The sequence below is a fragment of the Dactylosporangium fulvum genome (assembly GCF_025137375.1).
Lineage (GTDB): Bacteria > Actinomycetota > Actinomycetes > Mycobacteriales > Micromonosporaceae > Dactylosporangium > Dactylosporangium fulvum.
This window is the reverse complement of the sequence record NZ_CP073720.1, coordinates 7848784-7872442: the sequence shown is the minus strand read 5'-3', so window position 1 is coordinate 7872442 and position 23659 is coordinate 7848784. Positions and strand designations below refer to the sequence as shown.

At 67.4% G+C, this 23659-nt stretch carries 22 protein-coding genes; 13 read left to right on the top strand and 9 right to left on the bottom strand.

Features of this window, described 5'->3' with window-relative positions:
• Window positions 1-16 precede the first annotated feature (16 nt).
• Window positions 17-754 (bottom strand): metallophosphoesterase, encoded by a 738-nt coding sequence (locus Dfulv_RS35915; RefSeq protein ID WP_259858281.1) that lies wholly within the window; start codon window positions 752-754, stop codon window positions 17-19.
• A 103-nt stretch (window positions 755-857) separates the two neighbouring features.
• On the opposite strand from Dfulv_RS35915, the gene Dfulv_RS35910 reads away from it, so the two are divergent.
• Entirely contained in the window at window positions 858-1436 is a 579-nt protein-coding gene (locus tag Dfulv_RS35910) for a CGNR zinc finger domain-containing protein (RefSeq protein WP_259858279.1), read from the top strand.
• Between the two features lie 631 nt (window positions 1437-2067).
• Here the strand turns inward: Dfulv_RS35910 and Dfulv_RS35905 are convergent.
• The 3 genes from Dfulv_RS35905 to Dfulv_RS35895 form a co-directional block, all read right to left on the bottom strand.
• Window positions 2068-2409, bottom strand: a complete 342-nt coding sequence (locus Dfulv_RS35905) for a hypothetical protein (RefSeq protein WP_259858278.1) — start codon at window positions 2407-2409, stop codon at window positions 2068-2070.
• A gap of 58 nt (window positions 2410-2467) precedes the next feature.
• Window positions 2468-3259, bottom strand: coding sequence for an FG-GAP repeat domain-containing protein (locus Dfulv_RS35900; RefSeq protein ID WP_259858277.1), 792 nt, complete (start codon window positions 3257-3259; stop codon window positions 2468-2470).
• 156 nt (window positions 3260-3415) lie between these two features.
• A complete protein-coding gene (locus Dfulv_RS35895) occupies window positions 3416-5878 on the bottom strand; it encodes a hypothetical protein (RefSeq protein WP_259858276.1) in 2463 nt (820 codons plus the stop codon).
• A 258-nt stretch (window positions 5879-6136) separates the two neighbouring features.
• Between Dfulv_RS35895 and Dfulv_RS35890 the strand changes: the two genes are divergently transcribed.
• On the top strand, window positions 6137-6385 hold the full coding sequence (locus Dfulv_RS35890; protein WP_259858275.1) for a carboxypeptidase-like regulatory domain-containing protein: 249 nt from the start codon (window positions 6137-6139) through the stop codon (window positions 6383-6385).
• A gap of 108 nt (window positions 6386-6493) precedes the next feature.
• On the opposite strand, the gene Dfulv_RS35885 is transcribed toward Dfulv_RS35890, so the two are convergent.
• The 5 genes from Dfulv_RS35885 to Dfulv_RS35865 form a co-directional block, all read right to left on the bottom strand.
• Window positions 6494-6898, bottom strand: a complete 405-nt coding sequence (locus tag Dfulv_RS35885; protein ID WP_259858274.1) for a RidA family protein — start codon at window positions 6896-6898, stop codon at window positions 6494-6496.
• 31 nt (window positions 6899-6929) lie between these two features.
• A complete protein-coding gene (locus Dfulv_RS35880; protein WP_259858273.1) occupies window positions 6930-8789 on the bottom strand; it encodes a VCBS repeat-containing protein in 1860 nt (619 codons plus the stop codon).
• Window positions 8789-11212, bottom strand: coding sequence for a hypothetical protein (locus tag Dfulv_RS35875; RefSeq protein WP_259858272.1), 2424 nt, complete (start codon window positions 11210-11212; stop codon window positions 8789-8791). Before Dfulv_RS35875 ends, Dfulv_RS35880 begins: the two co-directional genes overlap by 1 nt.
• A gap of 276 nt (window positions 11213-11488) precedes the next feature.
• Window positions 11489-12436, bottom strand: a complete 948-nt coding sequence (locus Dfulv_RS35870; RefSeq protein ID WP_259858271.1) for a sugar kinase — start codon at window positions 12434-12436, stop codon at window positions 11489-11491.
• A complete protein-coding gene (locus Dfulv_RS35865) occupies window positions 12429-13082 on the bottom strand; it encodes a bifunctional 4-hydroxy-2-oxoglutarate aldolase/2-dehydro-3-deoxy-phosphogluconate aldolase (protein WP_259858270.1) in 654 nt (217 codons plus the stop codon). Before Dfulv_RS35865 ends, Dfulv_RS35870 begins: the two co-directional genes overlap by 8 nt.
• A 135-nt stretch (window positions 13083-13217) precedes the next feature.
• Between Dfulv_RS35865 and Dfulv_RS35860 the strand changes: the two genes are divergently transcribed.
• The 11 genes from Dfulv_RS35860 (at window position 13218) to Dfulv_RS35810 (ending at window position 23455) form a co-directional block, all read left to right on the top strand.
• Window positions 13218-14039 carry an IclR family transcriptional regulator gene (locus Dfulv_RS35860; RefSeq protein ID WP_259858269.1) on the top strand — a complete coding sequence of 274 codons (822 nt, stop codon included), beginning with the start codon at window positions 13218-13220 and terminating at the stop codon, window positions 14037-14039.
• Between the two features lie 45 nt (window positions 14040-14084).
• A complete protein-coding gene (locus tag Dfulv_RS35855) occupies window positions 14085-14822 on the top strand; it encodes a creatininase family protein (protein ID WP_259858268.1) in 738 nt (245 codons plus the stop codon).
• Window positions 14819-15580: an amidohydrolase family protein gene (locus Dfulv_RS35850; RefSeq protein WP_259858267.1), complete on the top strand. Its 762-nt coding sequence runs from the start codon at window positions 14819-14821 to the stop codon at window positions 15578-15580. Before Dfulv_RS35855 ends, Dfulv_RS35850 begins: the two co-directional genes overlap by 4 nt.
• The gene (locus tag Dfulv_RS35845) at window positions 15577-16683 is read left to right on the top strand and encodes a mandelate racemase/muconate lactonizing enzyme family protein (RefSeq protein ID WP_259858265.1); all 1107 of its coding nucleotides are present in this window, start codon (window positions 15577-15579) and stop codon (window positions 16681-16683) included. Before Dfulv_RS35850 ends, Dfulv_RS35845 begins: the two co-directional genes overlap by 4 nt.
• Window positions 16680-17567 carry an amidohydrolase family protein gene (locus tag Dfulv_RS35840; RefSeq protein ID WP_259858264.1) on the top strand — a complete coding sequence of 296 codons (888 nt, stop codon included), beginning with the start codon at window positions 16680-16682 and terminating at the stop codon, window positions 17565-17567. The genes Dfulv_RS35845 and Dfulv_RS35840 overlap by 4 nt, the downstream gene beginning before the upstream one ends.
• Window positions 17557-18300, top strand: coding sequence for an amidohydrolase family protein (locus tag Dfulv_RS35835; protein ID WP_259858263.1), 744 nt, complete (start codon window positions 17557-17559; stop codon window positions 18298-18300). The genes Dfulv_RS35840 and Dfulv_RS35835 overlap by 11 nt, the downstream gene beginning before the upstream one ends.
• Window positions 18301-18406: 106 nt before the next feature.
• Window positions 18407-19393, top strand: a complete 987-nt coding sequence (locus Dfulv_RS35830; protein WP_259858262.1) for a dihydrodipicolinate synthase family protein — start codon at window positions 18407-18409, stop codon at window positions 19391-19393.
• Between the two features lie 53 nt (window positions 19394-19446).
• Window positions 19447-20763: an ABC transporter substrate-binding protein gene (locus Dfulv_RS35825; protein WP_259858261.1), complete on the top strand. Its 1317-nt coding sequence runs from the start codon at window positions 19447-19449 to the stop codon at window positions 20761-20763.
• A gap of 102 nt (window positions 20764-20865) precedes the next feature.
• Window positions 20866-21744, top strand: coding sequence for a carbohydrate ABC transporter permease (locus tag Dfulv_RS35820; RefSeq protein ID WP_259858260.1), 879 nt, complete (start codon window positions 20866-20868; stop codon window positions 21742-21744).
• Window positions 21728-22627, top strand: a complete 900-nt coding sequence (locus Dfulv_RS35815; RefSeq protein ID WP_259858259.1) for a carbohydrate ABC transporter permease — start codon at window positions 21728-21730, stop codon at window positions 22625-22627. The genes Dfulv_RS35820 and Dfulv_RS35815 overlap by 17 nt, the downstream gene beginning before the upstream one ends.
• A gap of 27 nt (window positions 22628-22654) precedes the next feature.
• Window positions 22655-23455 (top strand): SDR family NAD(P)-dependent oxidoreductase, encoded by an 801-nt coding sequence (locus Dfulv_RS35810; RefSeq protein WP_259858258.1) that lies wholly within the window; start codon window positions 22655-22657, stop codon window positions 23453-23455.
• The last annotated feature ends 204 nt before the right edge of the window (window positions 23456-23659 follow it).

Sequence of the window (23659 nt, the reverse complement as noted above, 5' to 3'; positions counted from 1 at the left end):
ACGGCGTGCGCGCGCATCAGAGCACGACGCGGTAATGGGTGACAAGGTTCCACGCGTCGTCGAGGACGTGGAACGCCAGTCCGGGCGGTGCGCCGAGATCCGCCAGGTGGTCGCTCTCCCACGGCAGCCGCAGGGTCCAGGTCACGCCCGGCGCCACCAGCAACGGCCGGCCGGCGAAGGTTGCCGCCGCCGCCGTGTGCGCATGGCCGGTGAGGATGGCGATCACGTTCGGGTGTGCACCGAGCAGGGCCGCGAGCGCCAGTTCCTGTTGCAGCAGCATCGAGTCGGGCAGCGGGTGGTGCAGCTGTACCGGCGGGTGGTGGAACGCCATCAGTGCCGGGGTGTCGCCGAGCTCGTCGAGGGTGCCGGCGAGCCATCCGAGGGTCTCATCGTCCAGGAGTCCCTCGTCGCGACCGGGCATGGTCGAGTCGCACATCAGGACCGCCAGGCCACCTACCCGGTGGTGCCGGTTGATCGGGCCGTCGGCGGCGGGCTCACCGGTCAGCGCCTTGCGGTACGCGGCGCGGATGTCGTGGTTGCCGGGGCAGGTCAGGACCGGGAACGGTGCGGACAGGAGCCGGGCGGCGGCCCCGTACTCGGATTCGTCGCCGTGGTCGGCGATGTCGCCGGTGACGAGCAGCGCGTCGACGGGCCGCGGCAGTCCGCGCAGGTAGTCCATGACTTTACCGGCCCGTTCGACGCTGCGTTCGGAGCTGTCGAGGTGCAGGTCGCTGATGTGCGCGAGGAGAAGCACGAACTACCCCCGGTTGACTAATGGGATCGAGGCGATCTGCCAATAGGTACCGTAGCCTCGCGCTCAAACGCAATCAAGAGGGCATTCCATTAGTATGGTCGGTGTGGGGTACTGGGATCTCTCGCTCTCCCTGGTCAGCACGATCCGCCACGACGGTGACGGTGGCGTGGCGGACGACCTCGACACCGTCGCCGGTTTGTCTGACTGGCTGGCCGTGGCGCCAGACCTCGGCGCCGAGCCGCCGGCCGCGACCGAGGAACTCCGCCAGCGGGTGACGGAGCTGCGCGCGGCGATCCGATCGCTGTTCGCCCGGGCGGTCCGCCCGCTGGAGCCGAGCCGGGCCGACGCCAAGAACCTCATCGACGTCGAAACGGCGCTGGCCCGGCTGAACGCCGCCGCCGCCGGCCTCGGACCGCCGACGCTGCAGTGGCCGCCCGGCGGCGCGCCGCGCCTGATCTATCCGATCACCGCGACCAACGCGGAAGGCCGCCTGCTCGCGGCGCTGGCCGAGGCCGCCACGGGGTTCCTCGCCGGGCCTGACGTCACCCGGCTGCGCGCCTGCCCGGCCCCACGCTGCGTGCGCTACTTCCTTCAGGGCGATCCACGCCAGGCATGGTGCAAACCCTCGTGCGGCAACCGCGCCCGCGTCGCCCGCCACTACCAGCGCCACCGCAGCGACTGAGCCCGTGGACCAGATCCGCTGCTGCTGGGCGAAAGGGTGTTCGCGCCAGGCGCGGCGGCGCGGCGGCCGGGCAGGTAGCGGCCGTCGCGCCGTTTGGCGACGAGACGCACGTCGAGGCGGAGACAGGCGTCGAACACTCGCCCAGAATCACGCAACCGCCATAGACGGCCTCCTACCTGCGCGTTCACTCGGAACTGTGCGACCTCGTGTCGCACGGACCAGCAACAGGTCCGCCGCTGGAACTCCTGGCACCGATTCACCACCCTGGCCATGGCCGCCCTCGCCGTGCTGACGATCTGCGCCGCCGACGCCACTACCCGACCCACCGACGCTGTCACCGACCTGATCGACCTGACCGTCAACGAGATCCGTCGCCTGATCAACACCCCTGATCATCCAGCCGACCCGCGACCTCGCCCACCGTCTGCGCTGGTCACAATGGCGACGTCGGCACCAAGCCCGAGACCGTCGAGCCCACTACGCACGACGACTCAGTGCCGAACGTGCCCGAAGCAGACAGCGGCCACCAACTCTTCCGGTCGCGGGGCGGTGGCGCTACCGTCGTCGGCGAGTGCTGGCTGACCGCCAAGGACGTCGACGACTGGTACCCCGAGATCAGCGACGAACCGCACTACACCGACATGGTGGGTGGGCGTCGGTGGCGGGCAAGGAGACGGTCAGGTAGGCGGTTTCGCGGCTGGTTCTGCTCAGCGACCACCCGGCCGGCGAGGTCCGGATGTGTAGCGTCGGTACCGCTGTCAATGACCGCGACCTTCACGCCGGAGCCGTCAAGCCCGGCGGTGCGAGCGGTCGGTCCACCGATCATCGGCACGCTCACCTCGACGGTGAGGTGCCGTACGCCGTCCAGCCGCAGCTTGGGACGACCGGCAGTGCCGGCTTTGAACCCGGTCCAGAACCGGCCCAGGTCGGCGACGGGCAGCTCTCCGCCCACCGGCAGTCCGGTCGAGGCCAAGGCCGACTTCGAGACTCGGAGACTGCCGGTGGACGGGACGAGGCATCCTGTCCGGTCGTCACAGCATCATGGCGGTGGCAACGTTCCAGCCCCCACCGGCGCCGAACCGGGTGGTCCACGGGTTGGCGGTGGCCGACCCGTTGTGCGGGTAGACCCAGAGATTTCCGCTGGCGTCGCGTACGACAATGTCGGGCCGGCCGCTACCGGTGACATTGGCCAGCAGCATCACGTCCGCGAGGTTCCAGCCCGTACCCGCGCTGAAGGGGGCCGGCACGGGACCGGTCGAGTCCCCGGCGGGATGGACCGTCAAAGCTCCGGTGCTTTCACGCACCACCAGGTCGGGGCGCCCGCGACCGGTTACGTTACCGATCAGCAGTCCCGTTGCCCCGCTCCAGGTGACGCCGGCCAGCTTCCGGTCCATCCACGAAGCGGCGGTTCCGGTCTGCCCGTTGTGCGGATACATCCACAGCCCGCCGTCGTCGAGGCGGGCAACCATGTCGGGGCGGCCATCGCCGGTCACGTCCACCAGCGCGAGCCAATTGGCGATGTTCCAGCCGAACAACCCGGTGTAGTACGGAGCGTTCCAACCGGCTGCGGTACCGGTGGCACCGTTGTGCGGATACACCCACAGCGAGCTGGGGTCCGGTGTGTCCGTGCGCACGGAGACGATGTCGGGGCGGCCGTCGCCGGTCACGTCGGCCAACAGGAGTTTGCTGGCATTGCTCCACCCGACGGTTCCGGTGTCGTACCGGGACGTCCAAGGGTTTGCGGTTGTGGACCCGTTGTGTGGATATACATAAAGCCGGTCCGCCTCGCGGATCACCATGTCGGGCCGGCCGTCGCCGGTCACGTCGACGAATGGAGCGGCCGCCCCAACCTCTGGCAACGGCGGGGTGAGAAGCGTCTTACCCATTGCTAGCTCCCGTTCACGATGAAATCTGTTCCAGGGCCGGTACGCATGTGGTCCGCGGCGCGCCCGTGCAACGCCGTGGTCCTGTGCCGTGCATTACAGGACGATCGTGTTCTGAGCGGGGCGGGCTACACCGTTGATGGCGATAAATTCAACGCCCGATCCAGGGACGTTGTGGACGACGACGTTGCTCGGTTGGTGGTGCCATCTCCCGGCGTACGTGATGTTGAGCGTCTTGCGGTCGGCCGAGAGCTGGAACGTGAGGTCGACCTGACCGAACTTGGTGGGTACGTTGGTGAATTCGGTTGCCGTGGTGGTCAGCCACTCGTTCGGGCACATGCGCAGGAGGTGCAGCTCGGTTTCGGAGATCGAGTCGTCGATGACCGAGTGCAGGACGGACCACACGATGATCGGGTAGCTGAACAGGTTGCCGTAGATGGCGTGACGATGCTCGCTGGAGATGTAGGTGTCCTGCGAGAGACCCCCCACAAGCAGTCCATACATCCCTTCGAGGTAGTGGTCACGATCTCCCAGCTCCCAGTTGTGGAACATGTTCCAGCTGTAGCAGGGCTCGCTCGACGACTGTTCGTGGTCCAGAACCGCGCGGTAGAGCGCGTTGTGGTGGACAGGGTCGAACAGCTTGGTGTTCGGGCCGACGCGGAAGAACTCGACGAACGACTTCATCAGCGGGTCTGAGGCAGGCATCAACCCGGCCCACACCGACATCAAGGCGCCGGTGTCCAACATGGTGAAGTCGTCCCAGACGCCCACGCCTGAGAACTGCGGAGGGAAGACCGGCCACTGTGCGCCGGTCCTATCGGTCCACTTCTTGGAGCGGCCCGCGAGCCCGAGCATCGCTGAGCCGAACGCTGTCTTGAACTTGCCGGCGAACGTCTCGAACTCCGCCGCGCGTGGATGGCCTTCCCGCTGCAACAGGGTGATCGCTGACCGTAGGCCCTTGTAGGTGAAGCACTGGGTGATGATGCCCTGTGTTTCGGCACCTTCGTCGGTGGAGTGGCCCGGAGGCATGATGCCCTTCACCCCGTTGTGATTGGTCTTTCCGCACGCCTCGACGATGAAGTCGCATGCCAACACGATCGGGCCGATCCACTTGTCGATGAAGGCCCGGCGATTGGTGAGGAGAGCGTGGGTGGCCACGATCTCGAGGATGGCACCGTGGTCGCTCATCCAGTCGATGGCCTGAAGAGTCTGCGGTGTCGAGAGATATCCCGGATAGGTTCCGGGGGCGAAGACCGAACTCGGTGGCTTCCGGGTGCCCTGCGTCACCTTGTAGATCTCGATGTGCTTCTCGACCACGTCGTGATAGCCCAGCCGATCGAGGAACATGTGGCTGACCATCGAGGTCGGTGTGCTCCACAGGACGTCGTACGCATAGGAGCCGGACAGGAACGTGAAGAGCCCGGTGTCGGGACTCTTCTCCGCGACGATCTGTGCCAGCTGCGGGCCACGGCGGATGACCTGGTTGACGTAGTTCTCCGGGGTTTTCACCTTCGCGGCCGACGGCTCGACCTGCTTCCAGTAGGCAGTGCATTGGGCGAGGACCGCCTCGCGTCCGGGCGCGGCTTCCGCCGTCACGTTGGCAAGCGGCTGTGGGAGCATCGGCACCAGTACGTCGATGTACGCCCCCACCTGGACGGGCAGCCCGAGCCGGAGGTCGTAGACACCGGGCTTGGCGTTCTTCGTCAGCGCGATCGAGCCCTTGCCGGTCGCGAAATTGGCGTTCGTCACCATCAGTCGTACATTGCCGCTGTCATCGGTGATGGGGACCGCCATCGGGCCGATCGGGTTCCATGCACGTTGCATCGTGAGGTTGCCGGTCAGCGGGGCCTCATCCGGCAGGACTGTCAGCGGAACGCCGTTCTCCTGTTCGTACGGGCCGCGCGGCTTGACGTACGCCTTGCTCAACCAAAGCTGGAACGTGAAGTCTCTGGGCGCCTTGATCGGATCGACGTAGACAACCTCGAAACGGACCCATGCATAGATGGGCTCAACGGCCGTCTGGACGTTGCCGCCCCCGGGGATGTGCGCGAACACTGTCTGCCGCAGGATCAGGCCCTCTTGACGCCGGTACTCGGTCCACAGCACCGGCGCATCGTTGCTCTCGTCCCAGCCCTGCTTGCGGAACCCGAGATCGTCGTCCCACAGCTCGTGCACCGACGTCGGGAATGCCGGAAACCCACCATCGCGCTTGGGCATGGCGACTGTGAGCTGGAAGTTCCTCCCGAAGTAGGGCTGCGTGTTCGGCTTGGCCGCGAGGACCCAGCTCGGGTCGCAGATCAGCGTGCCGTTGTAGACGGCGTTGAACCGGAACAGGTGGCCTTTCCAACCGATCGGGGTCCACACGTTGCGCTGCGGGAGCCACCAGTGTTTCGCACGCTCGACGTTCGGCTCGGGACTTCCTGGCCCCAACGCGGTGGACTCGAAGGTGTCGGCGTGGGCCTCGGAGACGAGCGCTTTCGGAGCGGCGAGCGTGAGCGCACCCCCCGCCACCGCACCACCCGTGAGTTGGAGAATCCGCCTTCTTGACACTTCAGCCATGCCAAGCCTCCATCGGTCACAACACATGCACGAAGTATCTTTCGAAATACAGAAGATGTCTTCGTGGTTTCGTGCATTGAAGGATGGCATCGCCGGGTCCGGTGGGCAAGAGGCAAGTTCCACGGGTCAGACGAGTGGTTCGGAATGGCGCAGATGTCGCTACGGTCCAGCGCGCCGGGCCGCAGACGGTCCGGCACGCCGCGGCCTCGCTTCGCGGCTCAGGCGACGGTATTCTCGCGAACGACGAGGGTGAACGGGATGACGATGTCCTGCGGGTCCTGGGTGTCGTCGTGGGCCGCGGTCCGGGCGAGGTCGATCTCCGGCGCCACGGTGGACGCCGGCGGCGGGCGCACCGGCACGACCGACGCCGCGGGCTACTATCGCATCACCGCGCCTGTCGGCGTCTGCACGTTGACCGTGTCCAAGGCCGGCTACACCACGAAGGTCCGCACCGCGGTCGAAGTCTCCATCCTCGGTGCCACGCCGCTACCGTTCCGGCTCAGCTGACGCGCCGGTGCTGTGCCGTGACTGAGCCCACCGGCGCCCGCGCCGGTGGGCTCAGTCTCCTAACTCCGACCCAGGTCCACCTGGAGGATCTGGCATCGGCTGTGAGGATCAGCGCCGTCGGCGGCTGCCCTTGACCGCGACGACGTCGATCTCCACGAGGATCCCGCCGAGGCTGGATCCGGCGGTCGTGCGGACCGGACGCGGTTCCTCGAAGAACTCGCGGTACGCCGTGTCGAAGTCGTCCCAGTCATTGTCGATGTCCGCCAGGTGGGCGGTCACCTTGACGACGTCCTGCAGGTCCGAACCCGCGGCCTCCAGCGCGGCGGCGACGTTACGGAGCGTCTGACGGGTCTGCTCAGCGACGTCGTCGCCGACGATCGCCCGGGTCACCGGGTCGACCGGCCCGAAGCCCGCGGTCCAGACGAGGTCTCCGACGACAACCGCCTGGGAGTAGGCCCCCCGCGGCGGCGGGGCCTGGTCGGTGTGGATTCCTACTTTCGTACGATTCGTCAACTCCGAGTCCTTTCGGCAGGCGTCACTAGAGTCAGAGCACGAGTGAGATCGCGTCCTGGTAGCCGTCGCCGCCCGATCTGGCAGTGCCGGACCACTGGTTGCCGGTGGTCGCACCGTTGTTGGTGTAGATCGACAGTCTGCCGGAGGCGTCACCCACGACGAGGTCCGGTCCCGGGTTTCCGGTCACGTAGCCGATGTTGAGCCACCGTGTTCCGGACCAGTTGCCGGGGACCACGATCGGATCGGTCGACGCGCCGGTCGGGAAGACCCACAGCGATCCGTCGTTCTCCAGGTCGATGAGGTCGGCGATGCCGTCGTGGTCCACGTCACCCAGGGCGAGCCGGGTGGCTGTCTGCCAGTTGCTGCCGACCCACACGCGCGGATCCCAGGGGAACGCGGTGGTGGAACCGTTACCGGGGTACGCGTACAGGTCGCCGTTGGGGAACCGTCCGACGATGTCGGCGATGCCGTCGCCGGTGACGTCCCCGACCATCAGGTAGTTGAAGATGTTCCAGCCGGTTCCGGCGAAGTATCGCGAAGTCCACCGTGGACCAGTGGTCGACCCGTTGTTCGGGTAGACCCACAAGGTGCCGTTCGAGGCGCTCCTGTCGTACGCGATCAGGTCCAGGAGGCTGTCGCCGTTGACGTCGCCGAGGAAGACCTGGGAGGCGAAGCCCCAGTCGGTCCCGGCGCTGATCCGGGAGGGCCACGGATTGCCGGTGGCAGCCTTGTTGTTCGGCAGGAGCCAGAGGTCGCCACCGCGGGCCACCTTGGTCACCAGCTCAAGCTTGCCGTCGCCGTTGATGTCGCCGGTCAGGACCTCGGCGGCGTACGCGAAGCCACTGCCCGCCGAGAAACGCGTCGTCGCGGACCACATGGTGCCCGACGTGGAGTTCAGCCAGGGGTGGACCCACAGCGCGCCGGTGGTGTCACGCGCGATCAGATCCGGGCGCCCGTCGCCGGTGACGTCGGCCAGGGTCAACTGGCCGGAGTTGCTCCATCCGCCCGTACTGCCGTAGATGATCGAGGTCCAGAAGTTTGATGATGTCGAGCCGTTGTGGGGGTAGACGAGGATGGCACCGTTGCTGTCACGGGCAACGATGTCGAGTCGGCCGTCGCCGGTGGCGTCGCCGAGCATGATCGCCTGAGCGAGGTTCCAGCCGGTGCCGGACCAGATCGGCGCCTGGGTCCACGGATTCGACGTCACCGAGCCGTTGTTCGGGTAGACGTACAGGGTGCCGCCGTCGACCGAGCCGTTTCGCGCCAGGAGGTCGGGGCGCTTGTCGCCCGTGATGTCGCCTACCAGGATCCTGTCGACGCTGTTCCAGCCGGTGCCGGCCGCGTAGCGGTTCTGCTCCGGCCAGGGATTGGCCGAGGCCGAACCGTTGTTGGGGTAGATCCACAGGGTGCCGCTGTTCGTGGCGGGATCGCGCGCGATGACGTCGGCGCGGCCGTCTCCGGTGACGTCAGCGAGGAGCAGGATGTCGGCGTACCCCCACTGCGGGGAGGTCGCCACGTAGGTCGACTGCCACGGGTTGGACGTGGTCGCCCCGTTGTTGGCGTATACGCGTAGCGCTCCGCCGTCGACGCTGGGGAGCTGGGCGACCAGGTCGGCGCGGCCGTCGCCGGTGACATCGGCGGTCGCCGACATGGGTGCGGCAGCGGCAGAGCCTCGGGCGGAACTCGTGGCGGCCCTCTTGGATCTGATGGCGCTCGTGTCCCACTTCTTGGACTTCATCTTGCTCGGGGTTTTGGTGGATTTGCCGATCTTGGTGTGGTCACGCTTGCTGTCGCCCGGGCTCGCCTGCGCTGCCGGCGTGCCGGCAAGAACGGTGAGAACGGCGAGGGTCAGGGCAGTGCCCAGCGTGGCCACGCGAGTTGATGTCGTCATCAGAGCACAACCTCTTGGCCGGTGCGGTACTTCCGTCCGTTGACGGTGATCCATTTCAGGCCGGGCAGCGGCGGGCTCGACACCGCGACGCGCTCGGGTCTGTGGTGCCAATCGCCCTGGAACTCCACATCGAGGGTGTCGCGCCGGCTGTTCAGCCGCATGCGCAGCGTCACCGGACCGAACCTGGTCGCGACCTTCTCGAAGCGGGTCTGCTTCTCCGTAGAGAGCCACTCCAGCGGGCAGAGCCGTAGCAGCTTCAGCTCGCCGGCGGCGAGGCTGTCGTCAATGACCGAGTGAAGGAGCGACCAGGTGATGATGGGGTAGGAGAAAAGGTTGCCGTAGATCGCGTTGCGGTGCTCGCTGGAGACGAAGGTGTCCTGCGAGAGGCCGCCGGTGAGCAAGCCGTACAGACCTTCGATGAAATGCGCCCGATCTCCCAGCTGCCAGCTGTGGAACATGTTCCAGCTGTAGCAGGGCTCGCTGGAGGACTGTTCGTGGTCGAGGACGGCGGGGTACAAGGCGTTGTGGTGTGCCGGGTCGAACAGCCGCTGGTTCGGCCCCACGCGGAAGAACTCGACGAACGACTTCATCAACGGGTCGGACGCCGGCATCAGTCCGGCCCAGACCGACATCAGCGCGCCGGTGTCGAGCATCGTGAAGGCGTCCCAGACACCCTCGCCCGCGAACTGCGGCCGGAACACCGGCCACTGCCTGCCCTCGGCATCGGTCCACTTCTGCGATCGGTCGGCCAGGTCGCGTACGGCTTGGACGAAGGTGGCGCGGAAGGTGCCGGCGAACGCGGCGAACTCCGCCGCCCGGGGGTGCTCGAGTCGCCGCAGGAGTTCGACGGCGGATGCGAATCCTTTGTACGTGAAGCACTGGCTGATGAAGCCCTGGGTTTCGACGCCCTCGTCCGTGGAGTGCCCGGGGGGCATCAGCCCCTTGACGCCGTTGTGGTTGGTGAGTGAGCAGGCTTGCATGATGAATTCGCATGCCTTGACGATGACGTTGAGCCATTTGTCAATGAACGCCTGGCGGTTGGTCAGCAGGGCGTGCACCGACAGGATCTCCAGGATCGCGCCGTGGTCACTCATCCAGTCGATGGCCTGCAGCGTCTTCGGGGTGGACAGGTAGCCGGGATAGGAGCGGCCGGCGAAAACGGCCCCGGGCGGGGTCCGTGTCCCCTGGGTGGCCGCATAGATCTCGATGTGCTGCTCCACGACGTCGTGGTAGCCGAGCCGGTCCAGGAACATGTGGCTGACCATGGAGGTCGGCGTGCTCCACAGGACGTCGTACGCATAGGAGCCGGACAGGAAGGTGAACAGACCGGTGTCGGGGCTCTTCTCGGCGACCACCTGGGCGAGCTGCGGACCGCGGCGCATCACCTGGTTGACGTAGTTCTCCGGGGTGTCGACCGTGGCGACGGTGTTCGCGCGCTCCTTCCAGAACTGCTGGGACTGGGCGAGTGCCGCGTCGCGACCTGTCGCCGCCTCGGCCTTGGCCGCGGCGAGCGGCTGGGGGAGCATCGGGATCAGCACGTCGACATGGGCGCCGACCGTCACGGGCAGGCCGAGCCGTAGGTCGTAGACGCCGTTGACCTTGGGGTTCTGGGTCATGGCGATCGAGCCCTGGTCCGCGGTGGTGACCATGACCCGGACGTTGCCGCCCGCATCGGTGATCGGCACCGTGATGGGTTTGCCGCTCGGGTTCCACACCCGTTGCATCGTCAGCCCGCCGGCGATCGGGGCGGCCTGGGGGAACACCGTGAGCGGTACACCGCTCTGGTCCTGATAGGGGCCGTGGGGCTTCATGTACGCGCCGCTGAGCCACAGCTGGAACATGAAGTCCTTGGGCGCGGTCCGCTGGTCGACGTAGACGACCTCGAAGCGGGTCCACGCGTAGATCGGTTCGACGGCCGTCTGGACGGGGCCGTTGCCGGGTACGTAGGCGAACACGCTCTGCCGGATGACAAGACCCTCGTGGCGCCGATGCTCGGTCCACAGGACGGGCGTGTCACTGTCTTCCACCCAGCCCTGCTTGCCGTAGCCGAGGTCGGCGTCCCAGATCTCGCGCGAGAAGGTCGGAAAGTCCCGGAAGCCCCCGCCGCGCATGGGCATCACGACGGTCGTCTGGAAGTTCTTCCCGCGGTACTGCTCGGTGTTGGGCTTCGCGGCCAGGACCCAGCTCGGGTCGCAGATGAGGGCTCCGTTGTAGACGCAGTTGAACCGGAAAAGGTGCCCCTTCCAGCCGATCGGCGTCCACACGTTGCGCTGGGGGAGCCACCAACGCTTGGCGCGTTCGATGTTGGGTTCGGGGTCGCCCGCGGCCAGCGGCGTCGGCACGACCGTGTCGGCGTACGCGCTGGGGGCGGATAGGGGGTTGACGGTGGCCAATGCGCCTCCGGCGACGGCTCCGCCGGTCATCAGGAGTAGTTGGCGCCTGGAAGGTCCTGTCACGTGTACGGCCTCCTTGGACGTGGCAACAAGGGGGAGTTTCGATATTTCGAATACATATCCGAAGTATCGATGATTGAACACTGTGGCATCGGCACCCGAGGAAAGGCAAGGGGTAACGTGCGGAAACGATCATCCGCCCGCGCTGGTGGGCGGTATGGAACTCGCCCAGGAGGCGACGGCGGCCAAGGCAACCGCCCAGACTGCCGCGCCGCGAGGTGGTCCCGCCTCAGCGGCGGGTGGAGGTCAACGGACCGCTGTTCCGTCCGGAAGGTCGAGTATGGACAGTTCCGCGCGGGTCGGCAGTCCCTCCCAGTCGCCGTGGCCCGCGACCGCGAACGCCCCCGTGGTGACCGCTCGCGCAAGGCGTTCCACCAGCGGCAGCCCGTCCACCGTGCCGGAGAGGTATCCGGCGACAAAAGCGTCGCCGGCGCCGATCGTATCGACGGCGGTGACCGGCCTGGCCGGGTGGCTGACCGCCCCGTCGGCCGTGAACGCCGTGGCGCCGGCCGCCCCGCGCTTGACGACAACCTCGCTCGCCCCTCCGGCGAGCAGCGATCGCACCCTGCTCGCCTCGGCGTCGCCGCTCGTGGCGAGCACGAGCTCGTCCTCGGAGGCGACGATGATGTCGGCCTCGGCGGACAGCTCGGTCAGCATCCGGCGGGCGACGTCCTCGGACCAGAGGCGGCTGCGGTGGTTCACGTCCAGGCAGACTCGCGCCCCGGCGGCCTTGGCCAGGCGTACCGCGGCGCGTACAGCCAGCGCCGGGCCCTCGCCGAGAGCCGGGGTTATCCCGGTGATGTGCAGGATTCGCGGGGGAGCCGGCAGCGCCGCGTACGCGTTCTCCACATCGGCGGCGGAGAGCCTGCTGCCGGCCGAGCCGTTCCGGTGGTAGTCCACGCGGGTCACTCCGGCGACGCGCTGTTCAAAAACCACGATCCCGGTTGGCGCCGGGTCGGTCCGGAGTGCCTGTACGCCCACTCCCTCCGCCCGGAGCGTACGCCGTGCGAGCTCACCGAACTGGTCAGGCCCGACAGCGCCGACGAACGCGACGTCGTGCCCGAGCCGGGCCAGGCCGATGGCGACGTTGGCCTCGGCGCCCGCGATGCTCGTCCGGGCGGTCCCCCCGAGTTTGACCTGGCCGTCGGCACGCAGGCAGGCCATGATCTCGCCGAGTGTCAGGACGTCAGGCATTCCGGCGCACCAGCCCTTCCTTCCACGCCGAGGCGAAGGCGCCCGCGCGTTCCGTCAACGTGGCCCAGCGGCGATCCGCGACAAGGTCGGCCGAGACAAGCGCGCTGCCGATGCCGGCGCCGACGCACCCTAGCTGTGCGTACGAGTTGATGTTTTTGAGGCTCACGCCCCCGGTCGGCAGCAGGGGCACGTCGTGGAGCGGTTCCCGAACGGCCCGCAGGTAGCCGGCTCCGCCCAGGGCGGCGACGGGAAAGACCTTGACCACGGCGGCGCCCCGGTGCCAGGCCAGGTCGATCTCCGTCGGGGTGAGCGCGCCGCACGCCACCGGTACGCCCGCGGCACCGGCTACGTCGAGGACGTCTGTCGCGGTCGTGGGGGTTACCAGGAATCGGGCTCCCGCGATGATGGCCGCATGGGCGTCGGAGGCTGTGCGGACGGTTCCCGCGCCGACAACAACGCCCGCCTGCGTGCTCCAGCGGCGGATGGCGTCGAGCGACCCGGGTGTCGGCAGGGTCACCTCCATGATGTCGACACCGCCGTCCAGCAGGGCGGTCGCGATGGCGTCATCGGGTTCGTTCTCGCGGAGGCGGATGATGGCTACGACTCCGGAGATGGTTGTCTCCGGCTTCCCTTGGTCAGTGCTCACGGGCTTCCCAACATTTCGACATAGTGAAGCTATTATCGAAATCTCAGATTATCGGACCCCGGGTCCGAGGTCACGTTCCGGTGGGCTATCACCAACGCCAGCAGGAACCAACGAGCGGAGAGGTAGGACTGGTTGATGTCTGATGGTGGCAGTGAGGCGGACCGCCCGGCGTCCCCGGGGGTGGACCGCACGCTGACCGTTCTCGAGCGGCTGGTGATGGCCGAGGAAGGCCTCACACTGACGGCGCTGGCGAAGGCGACCCGGATACCGCTGGCGACGTGCGCGAGCATCGTCTACACGCTGGAACACCGCGGGTACGCCACCCGCCGGGTGGTCGGGCGCAGTCATTTCTGGCGCCCCACGCTGCGCCTCTACAGCCTGGCCTGCCAGTTGGTGCGCAAGGTCGACCTGTCGCAGATCGCAACCGCCGAGATGCGGGCGCTCGGCGAGGAGCTGGGCATGCCCGTCCACATCGGAGTCCTCGACGGCACTTCGGTGGTCTACGTGGCCAAGGCCGCGACCCCGGGCTTCATCCAGTTCGACACCTACCCGGGCAAGGTCGCGCCCTTCGACCTGACCGCACTGGGCCGGGCCATCGCCGCGTACCTGCCGGACGATGAACTCGCCGTCCTGCTACCGCATCTGCGGGCGGGGCAAGGGCCGCAGGCTCGGGAGTCCAGCCCGGAGGTATTCGAGGGACTGCTGGAGAAGGTGCGTGTGGACGGCTACGCCACCGAGGAGGAAGAGGAGCAGGCCGAGATCTCCTGTGTCGCCGCACCGTGCTTCGACGCGGAGGGCCGTGTCGCCGGGGCGGTCGGGGTGACCGGCTTCGCCCGTGACCTCGTCGGGGACAGGCGGGACGGCGCCGCGCGAGGTGTTGTGCGCCTCGGTGTCTTGATCTCTCAGCGGCTCGGATGTCCGGTGACGGTATTGCCGTCGGAGCTACGTCGATTCTAAGATTCGATCCACCGGAAATAAGTTCGATATGTCGAAGGGTGTTGGATGGGGTCGGTAGCTCTACGGTGGTCCGAGTTGGACCGCGCCCAGCTAAAGCGGCACCTGCCTGAGGCTGTTGTCATCATTCCTGTGGGTGCGATCGAGCAGCACGGCCCGCACCTGCCGACCTCAACGGATGCCCTGATCGCCGAGGCGGTCGCCGGCAGTGCCGCGACCGCGGCGGCGGGCCGCAGCGGCAGGCCGCTGATCGTCGCTCCCACGGTCGCTTTCGGCGCGTCGGACCACCACCTGGCGTACGGAGGGACGCTCTCGTTGTCACCGGAGACGCTGCTCGCCGTGATCTGCGACCTGTTCCGCTCGATCGCGGCGCAGGGCGGGCAGCGGGCGGTCCTGCTCAACGGCCACGGCGGCAACGTCGGCGTCTGCCACGCGGCAGCCGCGGCGGGCTCGACCCGATTCGGTCTGTCCCTCGCGCACCTTGACTACTGGCGGCTCGCCGGCACCGAGGGCGAGCCGCCCGTTCCGGGACACGCCGGGGAGTTCGAGACCTCAATGGTCATGGCCGTCCGGCCCGACCTGGTCCGCCCGCGCGAACCCCGGGCACAGGTGCCGGAGACTCCGGCCATTGCCGGCGTGGACCTGCACTCGGAGATCGTCTGGCGCCGAATCGACGGCTTCACCGACCGTCCAGAGCTTGCCGAGGCCGGCGCCGGCAAGCGCCGACTGGAGAACATCGTCAACCGGACGGCGGACCGTCTGGTAGAGCTTGCGAGCGTTCTATGATCGATTTCCACACGCACACTCCCGCCTGGCGCACCGCTAGCTGGCTGGGAGGGGTCCACTTCGGCGCGGACGAGTTCGTGGCCTTCATGGACTCGGCCGGCATCGAGCAGGCACTGGTGCTCAGCCATGACGGCCTCTTCAACGCCACTCCCGAGGCCAACGACGACCTGGCGGCGTTTGTCGGGCAGTATCCGGACCGGCTCGTGGGCTTCGGGACGGTGCACCCGCGCCACGCGGACGCCGCCGAAGAGGTCGACCGGATGCTCAACCAGCTCGGGCTGCGCGGTCTCAAGCTGCATCCGTGGCTGCAGGGCTTCAGCATGCACGAGTTGGCGCTCGATCCGATCTGCGAGGTCCTCGCCCAGGGCGGCGGCATCCTGCTCAGCCACGACGGGACACCGCCCTACTCCACCGGCGGGCAGATCGCGGCCCTGGCCCGGCGGCACCCAACTGTCCCGGTTGTCCTGGGGCACGGCGGCCTCCACGACACCTGGCGGGAGTCGCTCGCCCTCACCATCGAAACTCCCAACCTCTACCTCTGTATCTGCGGCACGCCGCCCTACGCCGCGCGCGAGATCCTCACCCGGGCGCCCTCGCACAAGGTCCTGTTCGGCACCGACGCCGGTCTGTCGGACCGCAAGAGCCAGGACTACGCGGTGGCCCGGGTCGCCGAGATCGACGGATGGGGGATCACCGACGACCAGCGCCGCGCGATGCTGGTCGACAACCCCCGCGCACTGCTGGCGGCGGGGCGGTGAGGCCCACCGTCGCCGCGATCCACACTGCGGCCGTCAGCCTCCAGGCGCGTCCGGACCTGGTCGTCGCCGGCGCCAGGGGCACCCACGCCCGTTCAGACTTTCTGCTCGTACGCGTGGTGACCAGCACTGGCATCGAAGGGTACGGCGAGGTCAGCGCGACGCCACTGTGGAGCGGTGAGGACGGCGTCAGTGCCGCCCACTTCATTCGTGAGATCCTGGCCCCCGCCCTGGTCGGCCAGCCGCTCGCGCCGGTCGGCGGCCTGGAGATGCTGATGGACCGGCTGCTCGCGGGAAACCCGTTCACCAAAGCGGGCGTGTCAACAGCGCTGTGGGACGCGTACGCCCGAACCCTCGACGTCCCGCTTGCCGTGGCCCTCGGCGGCCCGTACCGGGACGAGGTCCCGATCAAACTCTCCCTGTCCGGAGACGGGACGGCACTGGACTCGGTCTTCCGGGCCGCGACGGCGGCCGGGTTCCACGCATTCAAGGTCAAGGTGGGGCTCGGCGTCGCCGGTGACATCGCTCGCGTTGCCCGGGCCCGTACGCTCGCGGGTCCGGCGGCATTCCTCGGCGCCGACGCCAACGGAGGGTGGACACGCAGCCAAGCGGCGCGGGCGATCTCGTCGCTGGCAGAGCAGGGTGTCTCCTTCGTCGAACAGCCGGTCGCGCCGGCCGATCTGGACGGTATGCGGCAGCTGCGCAGTCTCGGGCTACCGGTCGTCGCCGACGAGTCCGTCTTCGGCCAGGCCGACCTGGCCGCGCTTATCCGGGCGGAGGCAGCCGACTGCGTGAGCCTCTACGTAGGCAAGAGCGGCGGCCCCGGACGTGCCGTCGCGATGGGGCAACTGGCTTCGTCCTTTGGGATCGACACGCTGCTCGGCTCCAACGGGGAGCTGGGGATCGGTGCCACCGCGCAGCTCCACGTCGCCTGCGCGCTCCCGGCACTGTCCCGGGAGTTCCCCTCCGACATCATCGGCGCGCACTACTACGCCGAGGACATTCTCGACGAGTCGCTGGACAGCGACGGCCGTCGCGTGAGGCTCGGCGACGCACCCGGGCTGGGTGTCCGGCCACGAGCGGACTTGATGAAGGAATTCCGATGATCGTCGATGTCCATGCGCACACTCCCACCCACCGGGACGCGGTGCCCGCCGAAGATGCCTGCGTCTTCACCTCCTGGCGTACCGACCGTCCCGTCGTGACCACAAACAGCTGGGCCGACTTCGATCGCGCCATGTCCGCCGCGGACGTCACGATCGTGTTCAACATCGCGGTCCCCGATCCGGCCGCCGCGACCGGCATCCCACACGATCCGGACCGCACCAACGACGCGACCGCTGAGTTCGTGGCGAACGACCCCGCCCGCCGTATCGGGTTCATGTCCGTTGATCCCACGTCCCCTGACTGCATCGGTGAGGCCGAGCGATGTCGTGAGATGGGGCTCGTCGGCGTCAAGCTCGGCCCCAACTACCAGGACTTCGACCCGCTCGGGGAGCCCGCGCTGGCGTTCTACGCCTACTGCGAACGCAACGCGCTGCCCATCCTCTTCCATCAGGGAGCGTCGCCGATCCGCGCGGCGCCGCTGCGCTACACCTACCCGCTGGTGACCGACGAGGTCGCGATCCGCTTCCCCGAACTGCGGATCGTCATGGCCCATATGGGTCACCCGTGGGGCAAGGAGACCGTCGCGACGATCCGCAAACATCCTCACGTGTACGCCGATGTGTCGTCCATCTACCTGCGACCGTGGGTCTGTTATGAGTCCCTGCTCGCCGCGGTCGAGTGGGGATGCACGAACAAGCTCCTGCTCGGTTCGGACTTCCCGATCGCCAATACCGCGGAGGCGATGGCGGGCCTCCGAGGCGTCAACAAGATGCTGGAGGGCACGGCGTTGCCGCGCGTACCGGCCGAGCTCATCGAGCAGATCATCCATGCTGACGCGCTCGGCGCGCTCGGCCTGACCGTGGGGAGGCCCGTTGATCGTTGACGCGCATGTGCGCTTGGGGCGGGGACGGGAGGTCAGCCTCGACGCCGATCAGTTGATCGCCACCATGGACTCACTGGGTATCGACGTGGCACTGGTGGCACCGGACGAACGCTGCATCGCCTACGACAACAGGGAAGGTAACGAACGCGTCGCCGCTGTGGCGGCCGCGTCGGGAGGGCGGCTGACCGCGTACGCGGTGGCCAATCCGTGGCGCGGACGGGCCGCTCTGGACGAGCTCGACCGGGCCCGGGACGCCGGTGCCCGCGCGCTCAATGTGGACAGTGTGCTGCAGGGCTTCGACCTTCTCGACGGGCTCGTTGATCCGCTGCTGGACTTCGCGACCGAGGCGGGGTGGCCCGTCTACGTGCGTACCGGCACTCCGCCGAGTGCGCTGCCGCTGCCTCTGGCGAGCCTCGCCAGGCGCTGGCCGGAGACACCGTTTGTGATGGGCCGCAGCGGCGCCACCGACTTCTGGATCGACGCGGCGCCGGCGTTGCGCTATGCGCCGAACCTCTACGGCGACACGAGTTACGCGCCCTGGGACACCGTTCTGGTCGAGCTCGGACGGGATCAGGAGATCGGCCCGTCGCGGCTGGTCTTCTCGACCGACGCGCCCTACACGGTGCCACGTTCCGAGCTGCGCCGAGTGCTCGACTGGCCGATCGACGACAACGCGCGACACGACGTGCTCGGCGGCACGATCCTGCGCCTTCTGCGCGCGTCTCACGGCTGAGATCAGTTCTCCACCACAAGGCTCTTGCCCAATCCGAGCCATGGCATCTATCGTTCATAAATAAGAAAATGTTTTCGATATTTCGAAAAGTTAGCTTGGAGGGTGAATGAACATCCAGACGAGTGCCTCTCCCGTCCGCGGCGGTCGCGGGGACGCCTCGGACCTGGTTCGGGGGATCTCGCCCGTTCTCGAGGTTCCGTTCACCGACGCCGGAGACGTCGACTTCGAGGGATTCGGCCGGGTCGTCGACTATGTCCTCGGCACGGGCGTGACGAGCGTGATGTTCCCCGGCTTCGCCTCGGAGTTCTATAAGCTCACCGAGGAGGAGCGCCGTGAGCTGACGGGGATTCTCCTGCGGCGGACCGCCCACCGGGAGGACCTCGCGGCGATCATCGCGGTGCAGGACCACACGACCCGGATGGCCGTAGCGAGGGCCCTTGAGGTTGTGGCTGCCGGGGCAGACCTGATCAATCTGCTGGCACCGCACTTTCTCAAGCCCTCGCGCCGCGCCCAGATCGAGCACGTGACGGCGGTCCTGGACGCGGTGGCCCCGACGCCGGTGGTGCTGCAGTACGCCCCCACCGAGACGGGGTCCAGCCTCGACGCGGCCACCATCGCGAGCCTGGTGCGGCACCACCCGAATCTCCGGCTGGTCAAAGTGGAATCCAGCCCGCCCGGGCGGCTCATCGGCGAACTGGCGGCTCTTGACCCGCCGGTGACCTCGCTCGAGGGCTACGCGGGCGTGCAGCTCCCGGACGCCTGGCGGCGCGGCGCGGTCGGTAGCCAGCCCGGATGCTCGTTCACCGAGATCTACGTCGAGATCTGGCGCCGGCTCAGCTCGGGCGACGAGGCGGGCGGCGAGGACCTGCACCGGCGGCTGCTTCCCTACATCTCCTACTGGATGCTCGACACCGAGCTCATCATCGCCGCGGAAAAGCAGATCTCGTTCCGCCGGGGCCTCATCGACAGCCCGTACTGCCGCAAGCCGGCCCACGTGCTCGACGCCGAGGAGCTTCGCCGGATCGAGGTGTTCCTCCGGGAGTTCGCGGATCTGTTGCCCGATCTGTCGCGGCGGAACTCAGCAAAGCCCTGATATCGCCAAGAATGGAGGTTGCAGTGAAATTTCCGCATAAGTTACTTGTAGGATTGGTCATCGTTCCCTGCCTGGCGCTGGTGGCGTGCGGTAACGGAAAGGACCCGGGCCAGTCGAAGGCACCAGACCCCACGAGTTGGCAGCAGAACATCAAGGGCGGACCGATCGAGGTCGGCGTGCTGCCTGCCGCCGGCACCCCCTCCCTGAAGTTCCTGGAGCAGGTCGCGGCCGGGGTTGAGAAGGACTACTCCGGCGCACAGGTGAAGATGACCTTCGCCAACACGAAGGCGCGTCCGGCCCTGGAGCAGCGGTGGCGCGCGGGCGACGGGCTCGACGTCGACTACACGATGTTCGACGGCGCCAATCCCGCGCTGCTGGAGTGGGCCGACAGCGGCGCTCTGCTGGACCTCAAGCCCTACCTGGACCAGGTCGACGCGGCGACCGGCAAGCCCTGGCTGGACCAGTTCAGCCCCGCGGTCATGCAGTTCATGCAGCATCCTACGACCAAGAAGATCTACGGCGTGCCCTCCGAGCTGTCCATGCAGGTACTGTTCTACAACGCGGGACTTTTCAAGAAGCACGGCATCACGCCGCCCGCTACCTGGGACGACCTGACCGCGACCGTGGACAAGCTCACGGCCGCCGGGGTGGACCCGATCGCGGTCACCGGCCTGTTCGAGCCCTACATGGGCATGTGGAGCGACAACATCTGGCTCCGCACCGTCGGATACAACAAGGCCCACGGCGTCCTCACCGAAGGCAAGGGGCGCATCACCGAGGACCCCGGGTTCCTCAAGGGGCTGCAGATGCTCCAGGACCTCCGCGACCGGAAAGCATTCCTCAAGGGGTTCGAGGGCACCGACTTCACCGCGGCTCAGGCCCAGTTCTTCCAGGGCAAGGCCGGCATGATCATGATGGGCAGCTGGCTCGTGAGCGAGATGGCCGACGTGATCCCCAAGGACTTCGAGCTGGGCGTCCTGCAGTTTCCGACCGTGACCGGCGGGACCGGCGACCAGGCGAGCATGCTCGCCACCGCCCAGCTGATGTCGGTGTCCGCCAAGAGCAAGAACATCCCGCTTTCGCTGGCGTGGATTCACCGGGTCACCAGCGTGGAGACCCAGACCCGCAGGGCCACCGAGATCGGCGAGGTCTCCGGGGTCAAGGGCGTGCCGAGCCCGCCCGGTCTGCCGGGCATCTCCGACGTCGTGGCCAAGGCCGACCGGCTGCAGGCGAGCTACTACGGCCTGCTGCAATCCAAGGCCAAGGACGTCGTCTACCCCGAGATCGCCAAGCTCCTGTTCGGCAAGCAGGACGCGCAGCAGACTCTCGACAACATCGACAAGGGGCTGCGCCGGGTCTACGGCAACTGAACCTTGTCAACCGAACCCGCCACGGGGCTCCGCTCGCATACCGAAGCCTATGCCGGAGCTCCGTGCCGGCGCCCCGTGACGGTGCAAGAACCGGGAGGTCACATGCACAAGGCGGCACAGCGACGCATCATCATTCCCTTCCTGATGCCCGCGCTCGCGCTGCTGGGGGTCTTCTTTCTGTACCCGTTGATCAAAACGGTGGACCTGTCATTGAACGAGTTCACCCGCACGGGAGCGATGAAATTCGTCGGGATCGACCAGTACCGCCTGCTGGCAAGCGATCCGACCTTCTTCAACTCGCTCAAGAACACCTTCCTGATCACCCTCATCGGCAGCTGCATGCTCTTCCCGCCCGCCATGGCGATCGCCTGGGCGCTGTCGCAGCGCATCCACGGCGAACGCTTCTTCCGGTTCGTGGTGTTCGCCCCGGTGGTGCTGTCCGTCGCCGTTGTCTCGCTGATGTGGAAGTTCCTCTACCACCCCACCCTCGGTCTGATCAATCCCGCGCTCAAGTCCATGGGGCTCGGCGCCTTGGCCAAGACCTGGCTCGGCGACCCCGCGACGGCGCTCGCCGCTGTGACGTTCGTGTCCGTGTGGCACGGCATCGGCATCTGGATCGTTCTCCTGTGCGCGGGCTTCGAGCGCCTGCCCGCCGAAATCCTGGAGGCCGCGCGCATCGACGGGGCGGGCGAATGGCGAGTGTTCCGGAGCGTCATGCTGCCGATGATGAGCGACCTCATGCGGATGCTCAGCGTCTTGTGGGTGGTCCAGAGCCTGCAGACATTCGCCTTCGTTTACATCATGACCGGGGGCGGTCCCTTCGGCTCGACCGAGACCGTCGGCACCCTGATGTATCGCGTCGCCTTTGACCGGGCCGACTTCGGCTACTCGGCGGCCATCGCCGTCGTGCTTGTGGTGATCATGCTGGCGGTGGCCATGCTCCTCAACAAGGTGATGAAGCGCGATGACCTCCAGTACTGACCGGCGCAGGACCGCCACGCCGCGGCGGCGAAATGCCTCATCCCTGCCCCGCGCCCCCTTCCGCCCGTACCACCTGTTCTTCTACCTGCTGCTCGGCGCGGTCGCGCTCTCCTCGATCAGCGCGTATGTCTGGGTCTTCAACGTGTCGATGAAGACCAACGCCGAGTTCATCTCCTCGCCTCCCTGGCAGATTGCCGCCGGATGGCGCTGGGAGAACTATGTCAACGCGTGGGACCGTGCGAACATCGGGCTGTTCTTCGGCAACAGCGTGATCGTCAGCGTCGCCTCGACCCTGCTCGGTGTTGTCGTCGCCGTGTTCGCCGCCTACCCACTGGCTCGGATCAGCTTCAAATTCAGCAACCTGGTGCTCGGCATCTTCCTACTCGGGCTGATGATCCCGTGGATGGTCACCTTCGCACCGCTCTACCTGATCATGCAGGATCTCGGCCTGCTCGACAGCCAACTCGGACTGATCCTCGTCTACACCACCTACAACCTGCCGTTCAACGTTTTTGTCCTGGTCGGCTTCATGAAAACTCTGCCGTACGAACTGGAGGAGGCGGCAGCGATGGACGGGGCCGGTCCGACCCGTACATTCATCTATGTAATTCTTCCCCTCACCGGGCCGGGCCTGGCGTCGGTCGCCATCATCAGTTTCCTGCAGAACTGGAACGAGTTCTTCTACGCGCTGCTGCTGATCCACTCGCCGGAGAAAATGACGCTGCCGCTCGGGCTGTTCCAGCTGGGCCAGGCGGCCGACTACGGGACCAACTGGGCCACGCTGTTCGCCGGTATGATGATCACGGTCACCCCTGTACTGCTCGGATTCGCCGTGCTCCAGAAGCAGATCACCAAGGGCCTGACGGCCGGTGCGCTCAAGTAGCGCCGAGCCGCCGAGAAAGGGAGATCCATGTCGTCTGGTCCTCGGGATGCGGCTCCACCGCGCCGCGCGCTGATCACCGGTGCCGGCGGGGGCATCGGGGCGGTGATCGCCCGCCTCTTTCATGCCGAGGGCGCCGCGGTGATCGTGACTGACGTCGACCTGGACGCGGCGCGTGCGGTCGCGGACGGGATCGGCGGCGCCGAGGCGGTCCACCTCGACGTGCGCTCGGAGGAGTCGGTCCGGTCGGCGATCGGCTCGGTCACCTCGCGCCACGGTCCTTTGGACATCCTCGTCAACAACGCCGCGGTCTGCGCCAACATCGACTTCGAGTCCGTGCCCGAATCGGTGTGGTCGATCGACCTGGACGTTGTTCTCGGCGGGACGATTCGCATGTGCCAGGCGGTTCTGCCGGGCATGCGCGAGGCCAGGCGGGGAGTCGTGGTCAACGTGGCGTCGGTCAACGGCCATCGGTATTTCGGCAACGACGCCTACAGCGCGGCCAAGGCCGGGCTGATCAACCTCACCCGCGGACTGGCCGTCCAATACGGTCCGTACGGTGTGCGCGTCAACTCGGTGTCGCCCGGCACGATCGCCACCCCGATCTGGGCCGACCGGCTCGCGGCCGACCCGCACGCCCTGGAAAGAGCGGTCCCCTGGTACCCGATGGGACGGGTCGGCACCATGGACGACGTCGCCGAGGCCGTCGCGTTCCTGGCGAGCAACCGTGCGTCGTGGATCAACGGGATCGATCTGCCCGTGGACGGCGGTCTCCTGGCCGGAAGCCGGGCCATGGCGGTGGACATCGGCGCAGCCGTCGTCGATGTCTAATGATCAACCGCTCCCCGAAGACCGGGCTCCGACACGCCGGGTGCGGCTGTGGGTTCCAGAGGTCGGCGGCGCGATCTCTGTCACCACCCGAATCCGGCCAAGGCCGCCGATGGCAAGCGGCTGTACGGCTTGGAACCGGATCCGGCGACCGCGCCGGTCGTCGAGCGGATCTTCGCGATGTCGATCATCAATCGGGACACGTTC